Origin of the sequence: uncultured Cyclobacterium sp. (assembly GCF_963977555.1) — a bacterium.
Classification (GTDB): domain Bacteria; phylum Bacteroidota; class Bacteroidia; order Cytophagales; family Cyclobacteriaceae; genus Cyclobacterium.
In genome coordinates, this window is sequence record NZ_CAXBPD010000021.1 from 18,777 (window position 1) to 38,058 (window position 19,282).

9 protein-coding genes are annotated in these 19,282 nt (G+C 39.5%); 4 read left to right on the plus strand and 5 right to left on the minus strand.

Going from position 1 to position 19,282, the window contains the following annotated elements; genetic code table 11:
* Positions 1 to 23: 23 nt before the first annotated feature.
* Complete coding sequence (locus AAC073_RS20845) at positions 24 to 374, minus strand: hypothetical protein (RefSeq protein ID WP_339925750.1); 351 nt, start codon at positions 372 to 374, stop codon at positions 24 to 26.
* 547 nt (positions 375 to 921) lie between these two features.
* On the opposite strand from AAC073_RS20845, the gene AAC073_RS20850 reads away from it, so the two are divergent.
* Together AAC073_RS20850 and AAC073_RS20855 are read left to right on the plus strand one after the other, a co-directional pair.
* The gene (locus tag AAC073_RS20850; RefSeq protein ID WP_339925751.1) at positions 922 to 1,470 is read left to right on the plus strand and encodes a LemA family protein; all 549 of its coding nucleotides are present in this window, start codon (positions 922 to 924) and stop codon (positions 1,468 to 1,470) included.
* Positions 1,471 to 3,396, plus strand: coding sequence for a DUF2207 domain-containing protein (locus AAC073_RS20855; RefSeq protein WP_339925752.1), 1,926 nt, complete (start codon positions 1,471 to 1,473; stop codon positions 3,394 to 3,396).
* Between the two features lie 57 nt (positions 3,397 to 3,453).
* Here the strand turns inward: AAC073_RS20855 and AAC073_RS20860 are convergent, their stop codons facing one another.
* Positions 3,454 to 4,443: a hypothetical protein gene (locus AAC073_RS20860; RefSeq protein WP_339925753.1), complete on the minus strand. Its 990-nt coding sequence runs from the start codon at positions 4,441 to 4,443 to the stop codon at positions 3,454 to 3,456.
* A gap of 23 nt (positions 4,444 to 4,466) precedes the next feature.
* Positions 4,467 to 13,376 (minus strand): amino acid adenylation domain-containing protein, encoded by an 8,910-nt coding sequence (locus AAC073_RS20865; RefSeq protein ID WP_339925754.1) that lies wholly within the window; start codon positions 13,374 to 13,376, stop codon positions 4,467 to 4,469.
* Positions 13,377 to 13,978: 602 nt separating this feature from the next.
* Between AAC073_RS20865 and AAC073_RS20870 the strand changes: the two genes are divergently transcribed.
* Together AAC073_RS20870 and AAC073_RS20875 are read left to right on the plus strand one after the other, a co-directional pair.
* Positions 13,979 to 14,815, plus strand: a complete 837-nt coding sequence (locus AAC073_RS20870; RefSeq protein WP_339925808.1) for an ion transporter — start codon at positions 13,979 to 13,981, stop codon at positions 14,813 to 14,815.
* A gap of 813 nt (positions 14,816 to 15,628) precedes the next feature.
* Positions 15,629 to 16,438 carry an HAD-IIA family hydrolase gene (locus AAC073_RS20875; RefSeq protein ID WP_339925755.1) on the plus strand — a complete coding sequence of 270 codons (810 nt, stop codon included), beginning with the start codon at positions 15,629 to 15,631 and terminating at the stop codon, positions 16,436 to 16,438.
* Between the two features lie 1,093 nt (positions 16,439 to 17,531).
* Here the strand turns inward: AAC073_RS20875 and AAC073_RS20880 are convergent.
* Together AAC073_RS20880 and AAC073_RS20885 are read right to left on the minus strand one after the other, a co-directional pair.
* Entirely contained in the window at positions 17,532 to 18,263 is a 732-nt protein-coding gene (locus tag AAC073_RS20880; RefSeq protein ID WP_339925756.1) for a pseudouridine synthase, read from the minus strand.
* Positions 18,264 to 18,280: 17 nt separating this feature from the next.
* Positions 18,281 to 19,267, minus strand: coding sequence for a D-alanine--D-alanine ligase (locus tag AAC073_RS20885; protein ID WP_339925809.1), 987 nt, complete (start codon positions 19,265 to 19,267; stop codon positions 18,281 to 18,283).
* Positions 19,268 to 19,282: the final 15 nt, after the last annotated feature.

The window sequence follows — 19,282 nt, forward strand, 5'->3', positions numbered from 1 at the left end:
ACTGTCATTGTTTAATAAATCTACTATTTACAATCAGGAGGACAAATTTTTCCACCATTCCTAATCCAGGAATCATCTGTAGTACTAGAATTACTATTAGAGGCTGCTAAGATCAAGGTGAGTTTACCTATATAATCTTCGCTTTCCTCTTTTTCCCCTCTCACATTTGCAGTTTCCTTGTCATACATTCCCAGGTAAATCTTCAATCCACCTTCCTTCTCATCAGTCTTGGCCAACAACTCTTCAATTGTTTTACGGTCGAAAAATATAGAACGGGTTTGGTCTATTGCTTTGTCTTCATTTACTGCTTTTTCTGCGTTTGCAATAAACCTCTCATAATTCTCTCTTAGCTGTTTGAATACTCTTAAGTCCATATTGCCATTGGATTTAGGTAAAAATTAGTTTACCAAATTTAACCATTCTTCTTATTAAAAAGCCCAATATCGGAAAAAATTCCTCCAAATGGTTTTTGATGAAATAATTCTGTGTTTTAACGCTTTCTGTATAATGTAATACTGTTTTTAGCACATAATAAATTGCAAATGTGAAGCTTACAGCAGCAAAGCCAATATAAATTGAAATAAACTGTTTCAAAACTTCATAACAACATTAAGGAAGAGTGGCGAAACCTTCATAAAGACGTATATTCTCATGACCACAATATTATCCATAAAATTAACCACCTAAATAGGATCAAAAGACTGGTTTTTATTTGGCTTTGCTTAATTGGAAGCCATTCATTTTTGCTTGATAAAATAAGGATTGAAAACAGTTGAAGTCCTAGGAAAACCTGACTAAATCCAAACGTGTAAACTTCCGAAGAATCACTATTTTAGTCGATTGCAAAAAGAATTGATAAATTATAAGTAAATTAATCATCCTATTCGCATTGAACTTTTATTCGAGACAATCCATGAAATTATGACAATAGCAATCGTGGCGATTGGCGTTTTGCTTGCATTTATAATGCTAACCTACAATAAGCTCGTCCGCCTAAATAATAATGCCAAAGAAGGATGGAGTGGTATAGATGTGCAGCTAAAACGAAGAGCTGATTTGGTGCCCAACCTTGTGACTACCGTAAAAATTTATGCCAAACATGAGCAGCAATTACTAGAGGAAATAACAGCCCTTAGAAGCAAAACCAGAGCGAATCAATCCATGACAGATACTTCTAAAACTGCCGCAGATTTAGGCAATTCCTTAAAAAAGCTCATGGTAGTAGCAGAAGCTTATCCTGAACTCAAAGCAGATAAAAATTTCCTAGAATTGCAGCAACAACTCTCAGAGATCGAGAATTACCTTCAAAAATCCAGAAGGTATTATAATGGTACAGTGAGAGAACTCAATATAAAGGTTGAATCCATTCCCTCCAATATCGTTGCCAAAGCCTTTGGTTTCAATAAGCTTGAATTTTTTACAATTTCTGATGAAGCTGATCGGACACTTCCTGAACTAAACTTTAAATAAATGCGAGGGTTTTATTTAATTCTTGTGCTACTCCTACTTTCAAGCAGTCTTTGCGCGATTGCTCAAGAGGAAGAGCTTATCCTCAATTACCACAGTGAGATAACTGTACAGCTGGATGGCTCCTTAAATGTGACGGAGAACATCAAAGTCAGAAGTTTGGGCCATGATATTAACAGGGGGATTTTCAGAAGCTTTCCTGTGAGGTATCGAGACAAGTATAACAATCAAATAACGGTAGGATTCAAAGTCCTTGGCGTAAAGAAAAACGGTATCAATGAGCCCTATAAAGTGATCCGTCAAGGGGACTTCGAAGTCATTAGAATCGGTGATGAGCATACTATTTTGGAACCTGGGATTTATAGTTATTCAATTTCTTACGAAACCAATCGGCAAATTGGCTTTTTCAAAGACTTCGATGAGCTCTATTGGAATGCTATTGGTTCTGAATGGAGTTTCAAAATACTTGAAGCAAGTGCTCGAATCACGCTTCCTCCGGGTGGAATTATGGGACAGTATGCGGCTTATTCAGGAAAATCAGGTAACTCCGATTGCGACTGTATTATAGAAAAGGAATCAGAAAGTGCACTTTTTGTAAAAGTTAATGATAACCTATTACCTGGTGAAGGCCTTACGATCGCTACTTCTTGGCAAAAAGGGATAATAACTCCACCAACCCAAACGGATAAAACCAAAACCTTTTTCAGAGACAATGCTGGGATTTTTTATCTTGCAATTGGATTTATACTTGCCTTAGTTTATTATTTTTATGCCTGGAACAGGGTTGGGCGTGATCCGCATAAAGGAGGCATTTACCCTCAGTTTGACCCTCCTAATGGTTTGGATGCTGCCTCCATGCGTTACTTGTATAAAATGAGTTTTGACACGCAAACTTATGTTGCCGCTATTGTAGAAATGGCCACCAAAGGTTGGTTAAAGATTATAGAAGAAAAAAAGAAAAAATTTAATTTAGAAAAAACGGCAGCGAATATTGAAACACCCAATACAGGGTACCTTATAGTATTACAGAAACTTTTCCCCTTAGGGCTTCAAGAAATTAGCCTTGAACAAAAAGAACACAAGAAAATAGGAGGAGCTATGCGTGGCTTGCAACAGGATTTGTACGCCAGACTTCATGGCGCTTATTTTAAAAACAATTATTTATGGGCAATTCCGGGATTTTTAATTTCTGTTTTAAGTTTACTGCTTGCGATCAAATACACCTTTCCCAATTTATTAGAGATCGAAAAAACAATGCTTATCTTAGGGTTGGTCATTTGTTTCTTTCTCACTATTTTATTGGGTAAAATTTTTGACACCTTACTTGAATATCAAGATAAAGGCCATATAAAAACGAGTACTCTCCTGGTCGAAGGTATTCTCCTGTTGATCATTGTTGGATTGCCAGCTTATGTCGTTTACTATTTTAACCTCAGCCCAGCCTTTGGATTCCTCTTCTTTTTTATTTTACTAGGAATTGTGAATGCTATATTTATTCAATTGATGAATGCACCTACAGTGTCAGGAAGAAAAATTATGGACGAGATAGAAGGTTTTAGAATGTACCTCAATGCCGCCGAAAAACCTTTGTTGGAAACCTATAATCCTCCAGGCATCACTCCAGAGATTTTTGAAAAACTCCTCCCATTTGCGATCGCTTTGGAGGTAGGTGAAGCTTGGGGGAAGGCCTTTGAGAGAAAGCTCGAATCTCTAGGAGAAGACCAAAACAATCGCTCATACTATCGTCCAATCTGGTATACAGGTTCTGCATTTACAGCCGGATCTATGGTCGGGTTTTCTGACAATTTGAACAGTTCTTTTGGATCTGCACTTGCTACTTCATCCAGCCCTCCGGGAGGTTCTTCGGGAAGTGGTGGCGGTGGCAGTGCAGGAGGCGGCGGCGGAGGTGGTGGAGGCGGTGGCTGGTAACACAAAAGCCTCTGAGACAATCCCAGAGGCTTTTTATGCTATAAAAAAAATTTGCGGTTATTCCTGTACTAAAACCGCTTTCATCGCATTAATGTAAGCAGGCTCCGGCACTGTTTTTTGCTGAACCAACATTACAAAATGGTCTGCCAAAATTTCTTCGGGGTGTAAGGTGTAATCAGTATTGTCTCCTATTTTTTCCTTCAGATCAGTAGCCGCTCCAAAATTTTTCAATACCGGCATGTTGTCTACCAGCGTAGCCTTTTTGTCATTGGCTCCTCCCTCTACAAACATCAGTCTCTGCTTAATATAAGTAAAGAAAGAACCACCGTCCCAAGCTTCCTCGGCAATGAGAATGAATACTACTTCTTGTGTAGCGCCCTCAATTTCAAGGTTAATGGTATGCTCAAGAAAAGGGGCATCAGGATTGGTAATTACCAAATCACGTATCCCTTCTGGATAAACAATTCGATTGCTTTTATTGAAATTAATGGTTTCAAAAAGAGCTGTTCTTTTTTCCTCACTGTGACGGGTCAGGATGTGAAACAATTCATGGATAAGAAAGGCTTCACTCGCCAAGCCCTTGACTACGATATAATTTTCTCGGGTATAGCTGGTCGCACCCCCTTCTTCATCTAAGGTGGATTTAATTAAAAGAATCTCTTCTGGGAATTCCAACTTTAATCCCAAGGCGTCAATTTTATCTTTTATCCCTAGAATCCGAGCTTCTAAAACCGTTTTTTCCTCGTCCGTCCAGGCTTGGGCCTGATTGGATGCAAAAGTTAGGTAATCTTGCTCTTGGGTACTGTTTTTATTCTTGGTCCTGGAAGCAAGATCAAACTTGGTCAATGCCTTGGTATAGGAATCAGAGGTACCAAGCTTCTCTGCGGCTTCTTCTTTCGGGGTGAAAACAATTGAGGTATTTTCGTCTATGGAAACCACAATTTCAGGATCTCTAGGTTCCTTGCCTGGCTCTTTTTTAGGTTCTGGATCATCTACCGTGCAGGCCATTGCCAGAAGAAGGAATGGGAATATGATTAGCTTTTTCATTGATTGTTTATTAATAAATAGGGTTAAATTTTACTTTCTCGATCCAATAGCTGTTGTAGCAAACTGGCAAATAAGGTATCATTGGGGGGAGATATCATCGAACTATGTTCGCCTTCTGTCTCCCACACATTTAATTTCTCAACATATGGTTTCCAACCAAAATTCTCTTTATCCGGAAGGTATCCTGAAGCAATCCTTGCCTTGATCAAATCTACTTCACCGTTGTAATAACTGATTTCGTATTCCTTGCATGCCTCCTTATAAACGTATTCCACTCGCTTATAGGTTTTAAGCAAGGAAGATTCTGCCTTCTCTTCTTCGGGGCGGTACCAATTTTGTACCTTTTGAAATTTCTTCCTCCATGAAGCTTTTTTAATGCGCTTAAATATGGCTGGATGCTTGAGCAATAATTCTACATCAAACTTCCTCTTTCCATACACATGCCTCAAATTATTGATTAAGCGCTTCTTGAAACTTTTATCGCGATCACTTTGGAAAGCGTAGGTGTCGAACAACACCAATTTTTCTACCACTTTCCCCATTTTCACCAGTTGGATAGCCATCTCGTAGGCTATAATTCCCCCTAGCGAATATCCTGCCAAAAAATAAGGCCCTTGGGGGTTTTGTTGAAGTACTTCTTCAAGGTATTGGGAAGCAATGGCCTCAACAGTATGTAAAGGTTGCTCCACACCATCAAGCCCTTTAGCTTGAATCCCAAAAACAGGCTGTTCTCTATCCATCTCTCTGGCCACTGCATAAAAGGGCATAATATTCAAACCACCTCCATGTACAATGTACAAGGGTGGCTTGGTACCTGATTTTTTAATGGCGACCAAACATTTCCATTCGCTATTTCCCAAAACACCACTTTTAATGGCCTGAGAGAGCTTCTGAATGGTAGGATATTTAAACAACACGGACAAAGGCAATCGAATCCCGTAAACTTTTTCCAATTGAACCATCACCTTCACCGCTATGAGAGAGTGACCGCCTATTTCGAAAAAATTATCATTCTTATCTATCAAAGGTAGGCCAAGGGCTTTTTTCCAGATATCTGCTACCAACCTTTCATGAGGATCCAAAACAAACCCTTCCCCTTCGGACAATGGTGTCAGCCTCTCGGGATCGGGAAGACCCTTACGATTCACTTTGCCATTCTCCAATAAAGCAAAAGTTTTCAACCAAAGAAAATCCCTTGGAATCATGTAATTTGCTAAGGTAAGTCCCAGTTGGTCTTTCCAGATTCTGACCTGATCGGGCTCAAGGTATTGCCATTCCTGATCGTTAAACGAACCTTTTTGAAATTGAGTAATGTATGCTTTTAGATATGCCTCTCCATTACTATCTTTCCTTACCAGAACGATGGCATCGCTTACTCCTTCTAATTGCCTGATCTCGCTCTCCACCTCAGCCAATTCTATCCGGTATCCACGGATTTTAACCTGATGGTCTATGCGACCACTTACTACCAGTTCATCCGAACGGTTGATCCAACCTAAATCCCCGGATTTAAACATCAGGTATTTGCCACCGCCCTCATTCCTGTTTTTCAAAAACCTTTCTTGGGTAAGTGCTGGTCTGTTCAAATAACCCCTGCCAACTCCATGTCCTGAAATAAAAATTTCTCCTTTTCTCCCTTTTTGAACTGGGTCACCATCTTTATTCAAAATGAGAATTTGAGTGTTTAATACCGGCTTCCCAACCGTGATTTCAGAATCTGTTGAATGAATGCGTTTGATGTTGGAATAAACCGTGGTTTCAGTAGGCCCATAAACATTCCATAATTCTTCTCCAAGTGTTAGTAAGCGAAAGGCCAACTTTTTCTCCAAGGGTTCACCTCCGCTAATCATCCTCAACCCCTCAAACCTCTGGGTCCAGCCTCCCTCCAACAACATTTTCCAATGAGAAGGAGTAGCAAACATGATGGTTATTTCTCTTTTTTCCAGTTCCCCAATGATTGCTCGAGGTTCTTTGCATTGCTCCTTGTCCAGGATCACAATCTGTGCACCATAAGCCAAGGAGACCAAGGTTTCCAGAAGGGCGATATCAAAAGAAACCGAACTCACGGCCAAAACTTTATCCTCTTCCGAAACACCTGGTTTTTCCCTAACAACCGATACAAAGTTGAACAGGTTGAGGTGTTCCAATATCACCCCTTTGGGTTTACCAGTAGTACCTGAGGTATAAATTATATAGGCAGGATCCTCAGCAAGGGGATTTATGGACAAATTATGCTCGGAATAATTTTCGCAATTGTCTATAAAATCCTCCCACACAACTTTTTCTGCCTTGGTTTTTAGGTTTTCTTTTGTTTCAGAAGCAGCTATAAAAAACTTACAAGAATCATCGAGTATGTACTCAATCCGCTGCCTTGGATAATCGGTATCCAGCGGTAAATAAGCCCCTCCAGCCTTAAGAATTCCCAAAATACTTATGAGAAATTCCGGAGACCTATCCAATACTATCCCTACTATTTGACCTTTTTTGAGACCTTTTCTCAATAAATGACCAGCCAATTGATTGGCCTTACCATTAAGGTCCTTGTAGGACACTTGCCTGTCTCTATAAAGCAGCGCAGCCTTGCTTTCATGCTTGTTTACCGCAGCTTCTATAAGCCTTTGGATGGGAGTGTATTTGCCACGAATTACGCTATCCTCTTCAATCATTCCAATACCCTTAAAAGTTGGGTTAGGAATTAACGAAGAAAGTTTTTGGTTTGGATCTGCCAGTGCTGCTTCCAGGAGCTGCTGGTATTGGGAGGCCAGTGATTTGATTCTGCTTACATCAAAAAGGTCTTTGGCATATTCTATCCTAATTCGATTTCCATCAGCGGTTTCTTTCGCTATAAAAGTAAGGTCAAATTTAGAGGTATTTTGAGAAATGGGCATCACCTCCATAGACAACCCCTCTGCTTTGTAAAAGACCTCTTTGTCAAATTCCATGACAAACATTACTTGAAACAATGGGTTTTCACCAAATCGCCTATTTTGAGCGCTTGCTGCAACAATTTTTTCAAAAGGAACATCCTGGTGATCGAAAGCTTCCAAGGTGTTTTTCTTTACCTCCAAAAGTATTTCTTTAAACGAATCCTCCGGTTTCAAAATACTACGAATTGGCAAAGGATTTACAAAATACCCAATAAGAGGCTCTGCCTCCACTTGTTTTCTTAGCCCCATTGCTGTACCGACACACAGATCCTCCTGCCCGCTGCTTCTTCCTATTAGGGATTTAAATGCAGCCAGTAAAATTATAAAAGGGGAGATGCCAAGCTGCTGCCCAAGGTTCAGCATTCTGTTATTTTGTCTTGGATCGATAATGAAATCAAAGGTTTCGCCTTTATGCGATCTCTGTTTAAAACTTTCTCCTTCCCCTAATAAATTCAAAGGCTTAATTCCATCCAGTTTGCTTTTCCAGTAAACCAATTTTTCTTCCAGAACATCGGCAGTGAGTAGGTCTCTTTGCCACAATGCATAATCTGTGTATTGAATTTTTAAATGGGGTAAAAACAAACTTTCCCCTGATTTTTCAGCGTTTACCAGGGCAAAAAGTTCTTTGATGAAAACAGGTATTGACCACCCGTCAAAAGCAATATGGTGAACAATGACTAGCAAAAGGCATTCATCGGAACCTATAGGATACAGTTTGGCCCGAATCATAAAATCCTTTTCTAAATCAAAGGGTCTTTCTAATAATTCAGCTATGTCTTCATCAGGAAAGTTTGAATGAGAATAATTTATATCTTCTGAGGCTTCGCTCAGCTCCCAACCCAAAACAGGCATTATTTGCTGAGAAGCTTCTTCACCCTTTTCCTTTATAACTGTTCTTAGTACTTCGTGGCGCTCCAAAATACTTTGAATCGCTTCTTGCAAAATTAACCTTCTGCTTTCTCCCTTTATTTTCAAAAGCACAGGAACATGGTATTGGCTGGATCCTTCCAACTTATCAATAAGCCAAAGGCTTTCCTGACCATATGAGAGCGGTATGAATGCTGGCCTGGGTCTGAAGGGCAGGATACGGGAAATTTCTGTTTCTTTTTGCTCTTTATGCTGGATAATACTGGCAATACCAGAAACAGTGGGATTTGAAAACAATTCGCTGATACTAATTTCTACTCCAATGGACTCCTTAATTTTTCCAACCATTTTGATAGCTAAAAGGGAATTTCCTCCGGATAAGAAGAAGTCATCTTTGATGCCTGGCTTGTCAGAGTGTATTACTTTCCTCCATAGGTCCAGCAATTGGCTTTCCAACAAAGTAGTTGGAGCCTCAAACCCATCACCTTCAAGCGCTAGCACAACTGCGCTTTCCAGCTTTTTCCGGTCAATTTTTCCATTTGGAGTTAGTGGCAATTTATCCAACCGTTCTAACCGGGAAGGCACCATAAACGGCGGGACAATATTTTTCATATTGTCTACTAATCTCTTTTTATCCAGGCTTTTATCTCCAGTCACAAATGCAGCCAAAACCTTCTCTCCTGAGGAACTGTTTTGAAGGACTACTACCGCATTTTCCACCCCTTCCAGCGATTCCAATATGGCAGAAACCTCATCCAACTCTATTCTGTATCCATTCAACTTGACCTGATTGTCCAACCTCCCTAAAAAGTCAATGCTACCGTCCTCACACCATAAGCCCAGATCACCCGTTTGGTAAAGGAGATTTCCATCTCCCTCAGCCAGTGGATTTAAAATGAATTTTTCGGCTGTTAATTCAGGTCGGTTCAAGTATCCAGCTGCCAGTCCTTTCCCCCCTAGGTAGATTTCTCCAGGAATACCAACCGGGCAAGGCATCCGATCGGGATTCAAGATATAGGCAAAACTTCCCGCTATTGGTCGACCAATAGACAATGACCTTCCAGAAGTTAGTTTCACACATGTGGAATAAGTGGTGTCTTCAGTAGGCCCGTAGAGGTTTCTCACTGTCATTCTTCTTAAATCCAACCGATCTGTAAGCTGGGTCGGTATGGGCTCCCCGGCCATGTTCAGAAGGCTGACATTTGACAAGTCAACTTTTGCCTCTACTAATTTCTGCACCAGACTAGGTACGGTATTGATCAAAACACGCTCATCGCGGTGTAAGTATTCAGGAATTTGAAGTCCATTTTGAAGAATCCGCGTAGTTTTGCCATATGCCAATGGGAAAAACAGTTCAAATATTGAAAGGTCAAAACATATGGAGGTAGCCGCATACATTAAACCAAAGCTATTGGGACTAAATTCCTTACCACACCAATCCAGAAATGCAGCCAAGTTGCCATGTGTAAGGTTTACCCCTTTGGGTTTACCTGTGCTTCCGGAAGTATATATTAGGTAAGCGCTTTCCTTCGCGGAGATTAAAAGAGGCTCTTGGTCATTTTCTGAATTATCGACAAATGCTTCAGATAACAAAATTACTTTTCTCCTTTCAGGCAGTTCTGGAATATTGCCGGAATCAGTATCTGTTACTATATAATAGGCATTGCAATCTGCCAATATAAAGGCAATTCTTTCTTTTGGATAACTTAGATCAACAGGCACATAAGCCGCACCTGCTTTCCATATACCCAGCATTGCAGCGACCATGTCCATTCCCCTTTGTACCAAAAGAACCACATGATCCCCTCTTTTCACGCCTTCCCTTCTCAAAGTGCCGGCAAACTGATTTGCCCGATGCTCCAAATCACTAAAGCCAAGGTGATTTTCTCCCAACAACAGTGCTGGTGCATTTCCTAAGAGGCTTACCTGCTCTTTAAACCGCTCAAAAAAACTTTGGTAAATTTCTTCTTTTTTGTATACTTTCCTTCCTGAGAGCTCATCAATCTCCTTATTCGAAAGCAAAGCTATTTCTTTCAAAGGTTTACCGACATTCTTTGGCAGCTCCTGCATCAGTCGCTTAAAATGAGTAAACATCCTTTGCATCCTATCAGGAACAAATAAATCTAGGTCATACTCAATGGTGCCGTTAATGCCATTATTATCTCCTGAAAGTGTGAAAGTAATGTCGTATTTTGCAGCTATGGGATCCGATTCAATAATTTTAGTATCGAGCCCTGGTAAAAGTAGCTTCTCAGTGCTGGCTGATCCATCGTGCATCACAAACAAGACATTGAAAAATGGTTCTCCAGATTTGTTTCTGGAAGCAAACGATTCTACCAATTTTGTGAAAGGAATCTGGCTAAATTCTAAAGCCAGAAGCACTTCTTCTCTAATCTGCTTAATGAATGCACCAAAATTTTCTTCTGTATTGATTTTAGATCTTAAAGGTAAGGTATTGACAAAATATCCGATCAATTCTTCAGTACCTGCCCAATTTCGATCTACTACAGGGACGCCCACACAAATATCTTTTTGGTTGCTGTACCGGTAAAGCAAAACTTTAAAAACCGCTAAAAAAGCCATGAAAAGGGAAGCTTCACTTTCTTTGGCAATAGAAGCAATTGGTCCAATTTCTTCACGATCTAGAAAAAATCGTTGCGTACCTACTTTTCGGGGGGAAGTTGATGGTTTTTTAAAATCTTTTGGTAGTTGCAGGATATTCCAACCGGCTAATGCCTCTTCCCAAAAGGACATGCCAGCCTTATAATCTAATGTATCTATTAGTTTTTGTTGCTGTTGAAGATACCAGGTGTAGTTTTGGGTAGTAGAAGTATGGTCCCGACCTGTTCCATTAACGATTGTTTGGTAGTTTTCAGATAATTCCTTAACAAACAACTTCATTGAATAATCATCAAAAGCAATATGATGAAAAACGAATCCTAGTATTTGGATACCATCGCTGTATTTAATCAATATTCCTCGCACCATAAAATCTCTCTTAAGATCAAATGGAGATTGAAAAAATGGGGCAAGAATTGCGTTACTGTGTGTGGCTGAATAGGATTCTTCTGAAAAATCCTTAATTAACAGGTTCCACCCTTCTTCGGATTTAAGCGTTACCTGGTCAATGTCCAAAAAGCAGGTTTTCAATATTTCGTGTCGTTTCATTACAGCACGAATAGCCCATTCAAGCTTTTCTGCATCCAGTTTACCAGTCAAAAGGTAGGTCACGGGTAGGTGGTAGGCCAGTGACCCTTCGAGTTTATCTATGAACCAAAGCGATTGCTGTGCAAATGAAACACTGGAAGCAGCCGTTCTAATTTGAGGAATTGATCGAATGGTTGTTTCTACATCTAGCTTGTTACGGCTGAGGGTTAGCTTGTGTAATTGAGCAATCGTGGGAAAATTAAAAATATCTGATACGCTAACCTGCAGGTTTCGTTCTTTTTTAAGATGTGCAGCTAATCTCATCGCAGCTAGAGAATTGCCTCCAGCCTCAAAAAAATTGAGAAATTGTCCGGTATTTTCAAGACCAAGAACGCGATCGAAGGCTTCCTGAAGAAAACGCAACTCAGGATCTGCGATAAACTCGTTTTGGGTAGAATCGTCCTTTCGTGAACTGGGAATTAATGCCGCTTGGTTCACTTTTCCATTTTCGGTAAGTGGAAAACTTTCCCTCATTTCAATTTTGCCAGGCAACATATAGGAAGGAAGGCGCTGTGCCATCACTTCTTTTATATGTAATGGATCCAACTCAGTTCCTGACACCACAAATAGGACAATTTGTTCAGGAGAATTATTTGTTGGTTTGGAAAGGATGGCGAAGGCTTCCTTTACCAGTGCTGTTTCAAGTGCCGCCTTTTCAATTTCAATCAAATCCACCCGATTTCCTTGGAATTTTACCTGTCGATCTTTTCTTCCCTCAAACACCAAAGAGCCGTCTGGAAGTATGCGCACCATATCGCCAGTGGCATACATTACGCCGCCTTTATCACCATCAAAGGGATTAGGGAGAAATAAGGCAGCAGTTAATGCTGGATCTTTCCAATAGCCCAAGGCGACTTGCGGTCCACCAATATAAAGCTCCCCCAACGCTCCCATAGGCACTTTGCAGCCGTCCTGGTCCAGTACATAACATACAACACCTGGAACAGGTCTCCCTATAGTAACCTGGTCTCGATCTGGTTTAATTTGGGCCACAGTAGACCAAATGGTAGCCTCAGTTGGTCCATACTCGTTGTAGAGGTCAACATTATGCATCTCGAGAAAATGACTCGAGGCAAGCTCATCCGGCAATCGCTCACCTCCTAAAATCACCCGTTGTAGTTGCTGCCCTTTTAATAGATCATGCTCTAAAAGAAATCGGTAGTACGAAGGAACACAAAGCAATGTATCTGTTCCTTGAAATAAACTGGGAAGGAGTTCGGGTTCCTGAATTGATCGGATGGGACTAATCACAAGACTTCCCCCAGTGCATAATGGCCAAAAGATTGCCGCAAGTGAGGCATCAAAGGTAAGTGGTGGAATCAACAGCAAATGGGGGATGCAAGCATAATACTTTATTCTGCTTTGAATAGCATGGAAAAGTTGTTGATGACCGACCATAACGCCCTTAGGCTCACCTGTACTTCCAGAAGTATACATGATGTAGGCAAGGGGCCCCTCCTTAATTTTAGCTCTGGAGGGCAAATCCACACCAGCCTCTCTTAAAACCCTACTAAATGGAAGGTTTATAATTTGCTGTTGCTTCTCTTTTATCTCTGAATCATTATCTGTAAGTAGTATATTTACACCCAACTGATTGAGAATCTCATGCTTTCTATTTTCCGGCCACTCGGGATTTATCGGAGCAAAAGCCTTTCCAGATTTGACAATTCCCAGGATCGCCGCTATGTAATGGTAGCTTCTCTCCATACTTAAAGGAATGACTTCCTGATTTTTGAGGTCAGCGTTAATTATATAGGAACATACCCTGGAAGACAATTTATCCAAGTCAGAATACGTATAGGAATTTTTTCCCTCTCGAATTACAGTCGCGGTTGGAAAGTATCCAACCATTTGTAGAAATAAATCTATCAATGTATAATCTTCCTCAGGCTGACGGTTATTAATTTGTCCATGAAAATTCAATACTTTCATCTGCATCTTTTCTAATTATTGCGGATTTTGTTTTAGAAAGTAAAACTATCCATCGCTATAGAAAACGTATGGATCGAAAATCCGACAAAGGTCTCACAGGCATCTTCTTAATATCGCCTACTTAATACTCTCTCATCATTACAAATTAGAAAGAAGTACAGCAGCTATTTAAGATGGGTAGCCCCTATTCTCCAAGTCACTCTATTTTTATTTCAGGCGCTGCCACCAATAACATTAATGGTAATCCTAGCGTTTCAATGTTGAAACGCGTTTACCAAATTGCCTCTGGATTTCAAATTTGAATTGGTAGTAAACTATTTAATATGTTATTTAATAATTTGTGGGTTTTAAACAAACTAAGGAAAGATTCTAAAGTTTAAACTAATAAGTAAATAAGCAGGTAATTATTTTAAAATCCAATTTAATGAGTCTAAAATACAAATATATGTAATTTACTATGAATTTCAGAATTACAGGAAAATAAATAAATCAGTCCCCCTCTTCCAACGTGACTGTATTTACAATTTGCTTTCATTGACAAAAGTGTTTTTTAATTAAAAAAAAGTACCTTATTTTTAATTAAGTGGTATTTTTACTGAGTGATGAACTATTTCCCTTCCAAAAAAAGACTGGCACATATAGTATACGAATCAGATGATCGTGCTTCTAAAGCCTTTGACCTGGTTTTATTGGTATTAATCTTACTAAGTGTAGTAATCGTAATCCTGGACTCCGTTCAAGATATTCGTGAAAATTATGGTGAGCTCTTGTATTGGCTGGAATGGGGTTTTACGCTTGTCTTCACGGTAGAATATTTTCTTCGAATATGGTTAGGGAATAATAAAACGGGCTATGTGTTTAGCTTTTATGGGATTGTAGATTTGCTTGCCATTCTCCCTACCTACCTGAGTCTATTCTTACTGCAAACGCAATACTTGACAGTTATAAGAGCATTGCGCTTTTTAAGGATATTAAGAATTCTTAAACTGCCAGAATACATTAAAGAAGCTTCCAGATTAACAGATGCCCTAAAACACAGCAAGGCGAAAATTCAGATTTTCGTGGGATCTGTTTTGACAATTGTATTGGTAATGGGATCCGTGATGTATATTATAGAAGGCCCTGAGAGCGGTTTTACCTCCATCCCTCGGTCTATGTATTGGGCCATCGTCACGCTCACTACCGTAGGCTATGGTGACATTGCCCCTTCTACAGATTTTGGACAATTTATGGCCTCCCTTATTATGCTAATAGGTTATGCCATTATCGCAGTGCCCACTGGAATTGTCACTTCAGAATTGGTTTCTGCCAGAAATGCCGAAGAGATCAAAGCCTACCCCAATATAAAATCATGCAAGGCCTGCAATTTAAAGCATCATAGTTTGGATGCGGTCTTCTGCAGACGATGCGGAACCCGACTTACCCCTAGGGTTGAATAGAAACATTCCTTACCGGTCGAAATTCTAAAGCGTGGGGAAAGGCAGGTTATGGATATCCTAACTTACCATCGACCCTCTAAGGTCCATCTTAGTCCATTGTGCTTCACTTATTTTATCCCCTTTCAATAGCGCCATAACCTTACCTTTCTACTAGGTATATTGAATCAACCTTGAGAAGTAAAGCTTCGCTATCCCCAACCGATTCCAAGACAAAAAAAAAGCCATGAAACAAAATCTCATAGCTTTAGTCAATTAACAATAAACCCAAAATAACCTGCTGTAGGAGAAGGAGTCGAACCTCCACGGAGCAGTTAGGAAAAATACGAGCTCGCTATTTTCTTTGTCCTGTGATCCCCACCCCCGAGACAGGAGGGCATGTCTGCCAGTTTCATCATCCTACAGTATAAATCGGTAATAAAGTTTCTTTTCATTACCCAAAGACCTTTTGTCTTTGTTTGATGTTTCAAAGGTAACAAAAAGATTAATAAATTAAAATTATGACAACATATAAGATACATTTTTACATTTTTTTTATTATTTTACATTAAAATCAACCTTTTCAATATTTTAACCCTTTGAAATTCACCTTTCATTGAAAAATATTAAAATCCAGCTGGAGACCTACCCCAAGGAGCAGCTATTAACAAAAAAAAAATGGTTAAATCTTCATGAATTCATTTTTAGTATTTAATAAAAAAAATTGGTTTTTTTATTATTTTACTATTTTTAAAGGTATTAGTTTGATTATTATATATTTTTATTCAACCTTTGTTATTGATTACATATTAAGAAAACACCACAACTACCACTATTATGAAAGAGACAGGATTTTTAATTGACATGGACGGTGTCATCTACCGGGGAGGGGAATTGATACCTGGAGCGAAGGAATTTATTCAAAAATTACTGGAAGAAGACTACCCCTTTAGGTTCCTCACCAATAACAGCCAGAGAAACTGCAGAGACGTAGTAGCAAAACTAAGTAGAATGGGAATAGGCGTTAAGGAAAAGCATATTTTTACCTGCGCCATAGCTACAGCCAGGTACCTTGCTGCACAAAAACCTAATGGCACAGCTTATGTGATAGGAGAAGGGGGTTTGTTGACAGCATTACACCAAAACGGATACTCTATAGTAGATGACGCACCAGACTATGTAGTCATCGGAGAAGGCCGTACGATTATGCTAGAATCTGTAGACAAAGCTATAAACATGGTAATGAATGGCGCCAAACTCATTGCCACCAACCTCGATGCCTACTGCCCAAGTTCCAATAATTCAATCCGCTCAGGTTGTGGTGCTTTTGTATCCATGATAGAAATGGCCACTGGCAGAAAAGCCTTTAGCGCAGGCAAACCAAACCCAGTGATGATGAGAATTGCCAAAGCAGAATTGGGAACTCATTCTGCTAATACCATCATGATTGGGGACACCATGGAAACAGACATATTAGGCGGAGTTCAAATGGGATTTAAAACGGTACTTACCCTAACGGGCTCCACCAAGATCGACGACCTGGACGCTTACGCCTATTCACCAGATCATATTATTTCTAGTATTCAGGAATTAAATGATCCAATGGTCTTAGAACAGATTGTAAATGGAGACCTGGTCCTTCAATAGGCAAGCAATTGCAATTCCATTTAACACTAAAGGTAACGTATCGCGGCATACGTTACCTTTTTTTCTGACCGCTTTTAATTGGGATCATCACCAGGACATGGATACATTCTATCAAGACAGCACCCATTAATTGGAAATAAAACCAAAGACTACCCTAAAAATTTGGGTACAAAAAAAAAGCCATGAAACAAAATCTCATAGCTTTAGTCAATTAACAATAAACCCAAAATAACCTGCTGTAGGAGAAGGAGTCGAACCTCCACGGAGCAGTTAGGAAAAATACGAGCTCGCTATTTTCTTTGTCCTGTGATCCCCACCCCCGAGACAGGAGGGCATGTCTGCCAGTTTCATCATCCTACAGTATAAATCGTCAGCATCAAGTAAGCTTTTAACTGACCAAAGACCGTTTGTCTTTGTTTGATATTTCAAAGGTAGTAAAAAGCGCTTAAAATTAAAATTACAGCAACAAATTAGGTTGTTTTTTACATTATATTTATTTTATTGTATATTTAAATTCACTATTAATAATTATTATTACTGAATTTGGCTATAAATTGGAAGATTTGTAACCATAAATTTTCGAGCATCAAATAATGCTTCAAAGTAGCTTTTTCAATATGATAAAAGCAAAAACTGCTGACTTAAAGGCATTCCCTACCCTAATAATTTGGGCACAAAAAAAAGCCATGAAACAAAATCTCATAGCTTTAGTCAATTAACAATAAACCCAAAATAACCTGCTGTAGGAGAAGGAGTCGAACCTCCACGGAGCAGTTAGGAAAAATACGAGCTCGCTATTTTCTTTGTCCTGTGATCCCCACCCCCGAGACAGGAGGGCATGTCTGCCAGTTTCATCATCCTACAGTATATATCATCAGCATCAAGTAAGCTTTTAACTGACCAAAGACCGTTTGCCTTTGTTTGATATTTCAAAGGTAGTAAAAAGCGCTTATAATTAAAATTATAGCAACAAATTATAATATTTTTTACATTATAATTATTTTTAAAAGCATTTATTTACCATATTTAAAATTTTTACACCTCCACCATCCACAATATTAGAAAATCCACAACAGAAAGAACTAGAAAAAAGTCACTCAATTCCAGGAGCTGTTTTAGAGGAATCTTTAACCAAACGCTGCACTTCCTCAAGCTCTTCAGAAGACAAGTCTCTCCATTTACCCTTGGGAACATCTAAGCGAATTTTCATTATCCGAACACGCTGCAGAGACACTACTTTATACCCTAGGTAATCACACATCCTCCTAATTTGTCGGTTAAGTCCTTGGGTAAGGATTATCTTAAAAGTGTCCTTTCTCATTTGTTTGACATAACACTTTTGGGTGATTATGTCCAAAATGGGCACTCCTTTGCTCATTCTATCTATAAAGTCTCCTTCAATGTCGCGATTCACTTTTACTATGTACTCCTTTTCATGAGAATTTCCAGCGCGTAATATCTTATTGACGATATCCCCATCGCTTGTCAAAAAAATAAGGCCTTCACTAGGTTTGTCCAACCTTCCAATATGAAAAATGCGCTGTGGGTGATTGATATAATCTATAATATTGTCTTTTACCTTTGTGTCTGTAGTGCAAATGATCCCAACAGGTTTGTTAAAAGCAATGTAAACATGCTTTTCATTAGGAGCTGTGACTACCACACCATCAACTTTCACTTCATCCCCAGGCCCAATCTTAGTCCCCATCTCAGGAACCTTATCATTAATGGTCACCCTATTCGCGGCTATCATTCTGTCGGCTTCCCTTCTGGAGCAATACCCTATTTCACTTAGAAACTTATTAATCCTGACTTCACTTTTCACACTTTATATAATTTAATTTAGCGCCACATTTCCTCAATCAGCTCGGTATAGAAATCCTTTAGCGTCATTCCCACGGCTTTTACTTGCTGCGAAATTAGGCTGGTTTCTGTCTGACCAGGCACCGTATTGATTTCTATAAAATAAAAATCGTCCGTATGGGTTTCTAAAAAGTAATCCATTCGCACAGCCCCCTTACAATTCAAAGTTTGGTATACTTTCTCGGCTATTTTCCTTACTTTTTCCACATCCCGCTCATCCATTCTTCCAGGAGTAATTTCTTCTGAAACCCCAGGTTGGTATTTGGCTTCAAAATCAAAAAATTCTTTGGAACTGATTATCTCCGTCGAAGGAAGAACGGTAATTTTGCCTTTGCTCTTATATATTCCAATGGAAAATTCTCTACCACTTACAAACTCCTCCACCATCACCTGATCATCTTCTTTAAAGGCCAGCTCCAATGCCAGGGTTAACTCTTCGGCACTCTTCGCTTTGCTCATCCCTATACTGCTTCCTCCGTTATTGGGCTTGACAAAAATCGGCAGACTCAACTCCTCCAAAAGCTCCTCAGCCAACCCATTCCTATTTTCAAACAGTTGCACAGATTTAGCCACATGCAAATCTGCAATACCTTCTATAATTTTCTTGGTATATGCCTTGTTCATGGTGATGGAAGAAGTGAGGGCATCACAAGTGGTATACGGAATACCTAGCATGTCAAAATACCCAACCAACTTACCATCTTCCCCGGGAGATCCGTGGATAATGTTAAACACCCCATCAAATTTGATCTTTTCCCCATCTAAGCTAATAGAGAAATCATTAAAGTCTACAGGTATTTTATCTCCATTTGCAGCCAAATGATAACAACTGTCTTGATAAACATGGACCGGAAACACCTGATAACGGTCCTCATCCAGGTGTTGCGCCACTACAGCAGCACTCTTTAAAGAGACTACTGACTCCCCAGTATAGCCTCCCATGACCAACGCAATCTTCTTTTTAATCATTAATCCCAATTT

Bases quoted from the DNA above. Each gene is read 5' to 3' on its own strand.
- AAC073_RS20850 (WP_339925751.1), top strand. From the start codon at position 922: ATGACAATAGCAATCGTGGCGATTGGCGTTTTGCTTGCATTTATAATG.
- AAC073_RS20875 (WP_339925755.1), top strand. From the start codon at position 15,629: ATGAAAGAGACAGGATTTTTAATTGACATGGACGGTGTCATCTACCGG.
- AAC073_RS20845 (WP_339925750.1), bottom strand. From the start codon at position 374: ATGGACTTAAGAGTATTCAAACAGCTAAGAGAGAATTATGAGAGGTTT.
- AAC073_RS20865 (WP_339925754.1), bottom strand. From the start codon at position 13,376: ATGAAAGTATTGAATTTTCATGGACAAATTAATAACCGTCAGCCTGAG.
- AAC073_RS20870 (WP_339925808.1), top strand. From the start codon at position 13,979: ATGAACTATTTCCCTTCCAAAAAAAGACTGGCACATATAGTATACGAA.
- AAC073_RS20860 (WP_339925753.1), bottom strand. From the start codon at position 4,443: ATGAAAAAGCTAATCATATTCCCATTCCTTCTTCTGGCAATGGCCTGC.
- AAC073_RS20855 (WP_339925752.1), top strand. From the start codon at position 1,471: ATGCGAGGGTTTTATTTAATTCTTGTGCTACTCCTACTTTCAAGCAGT.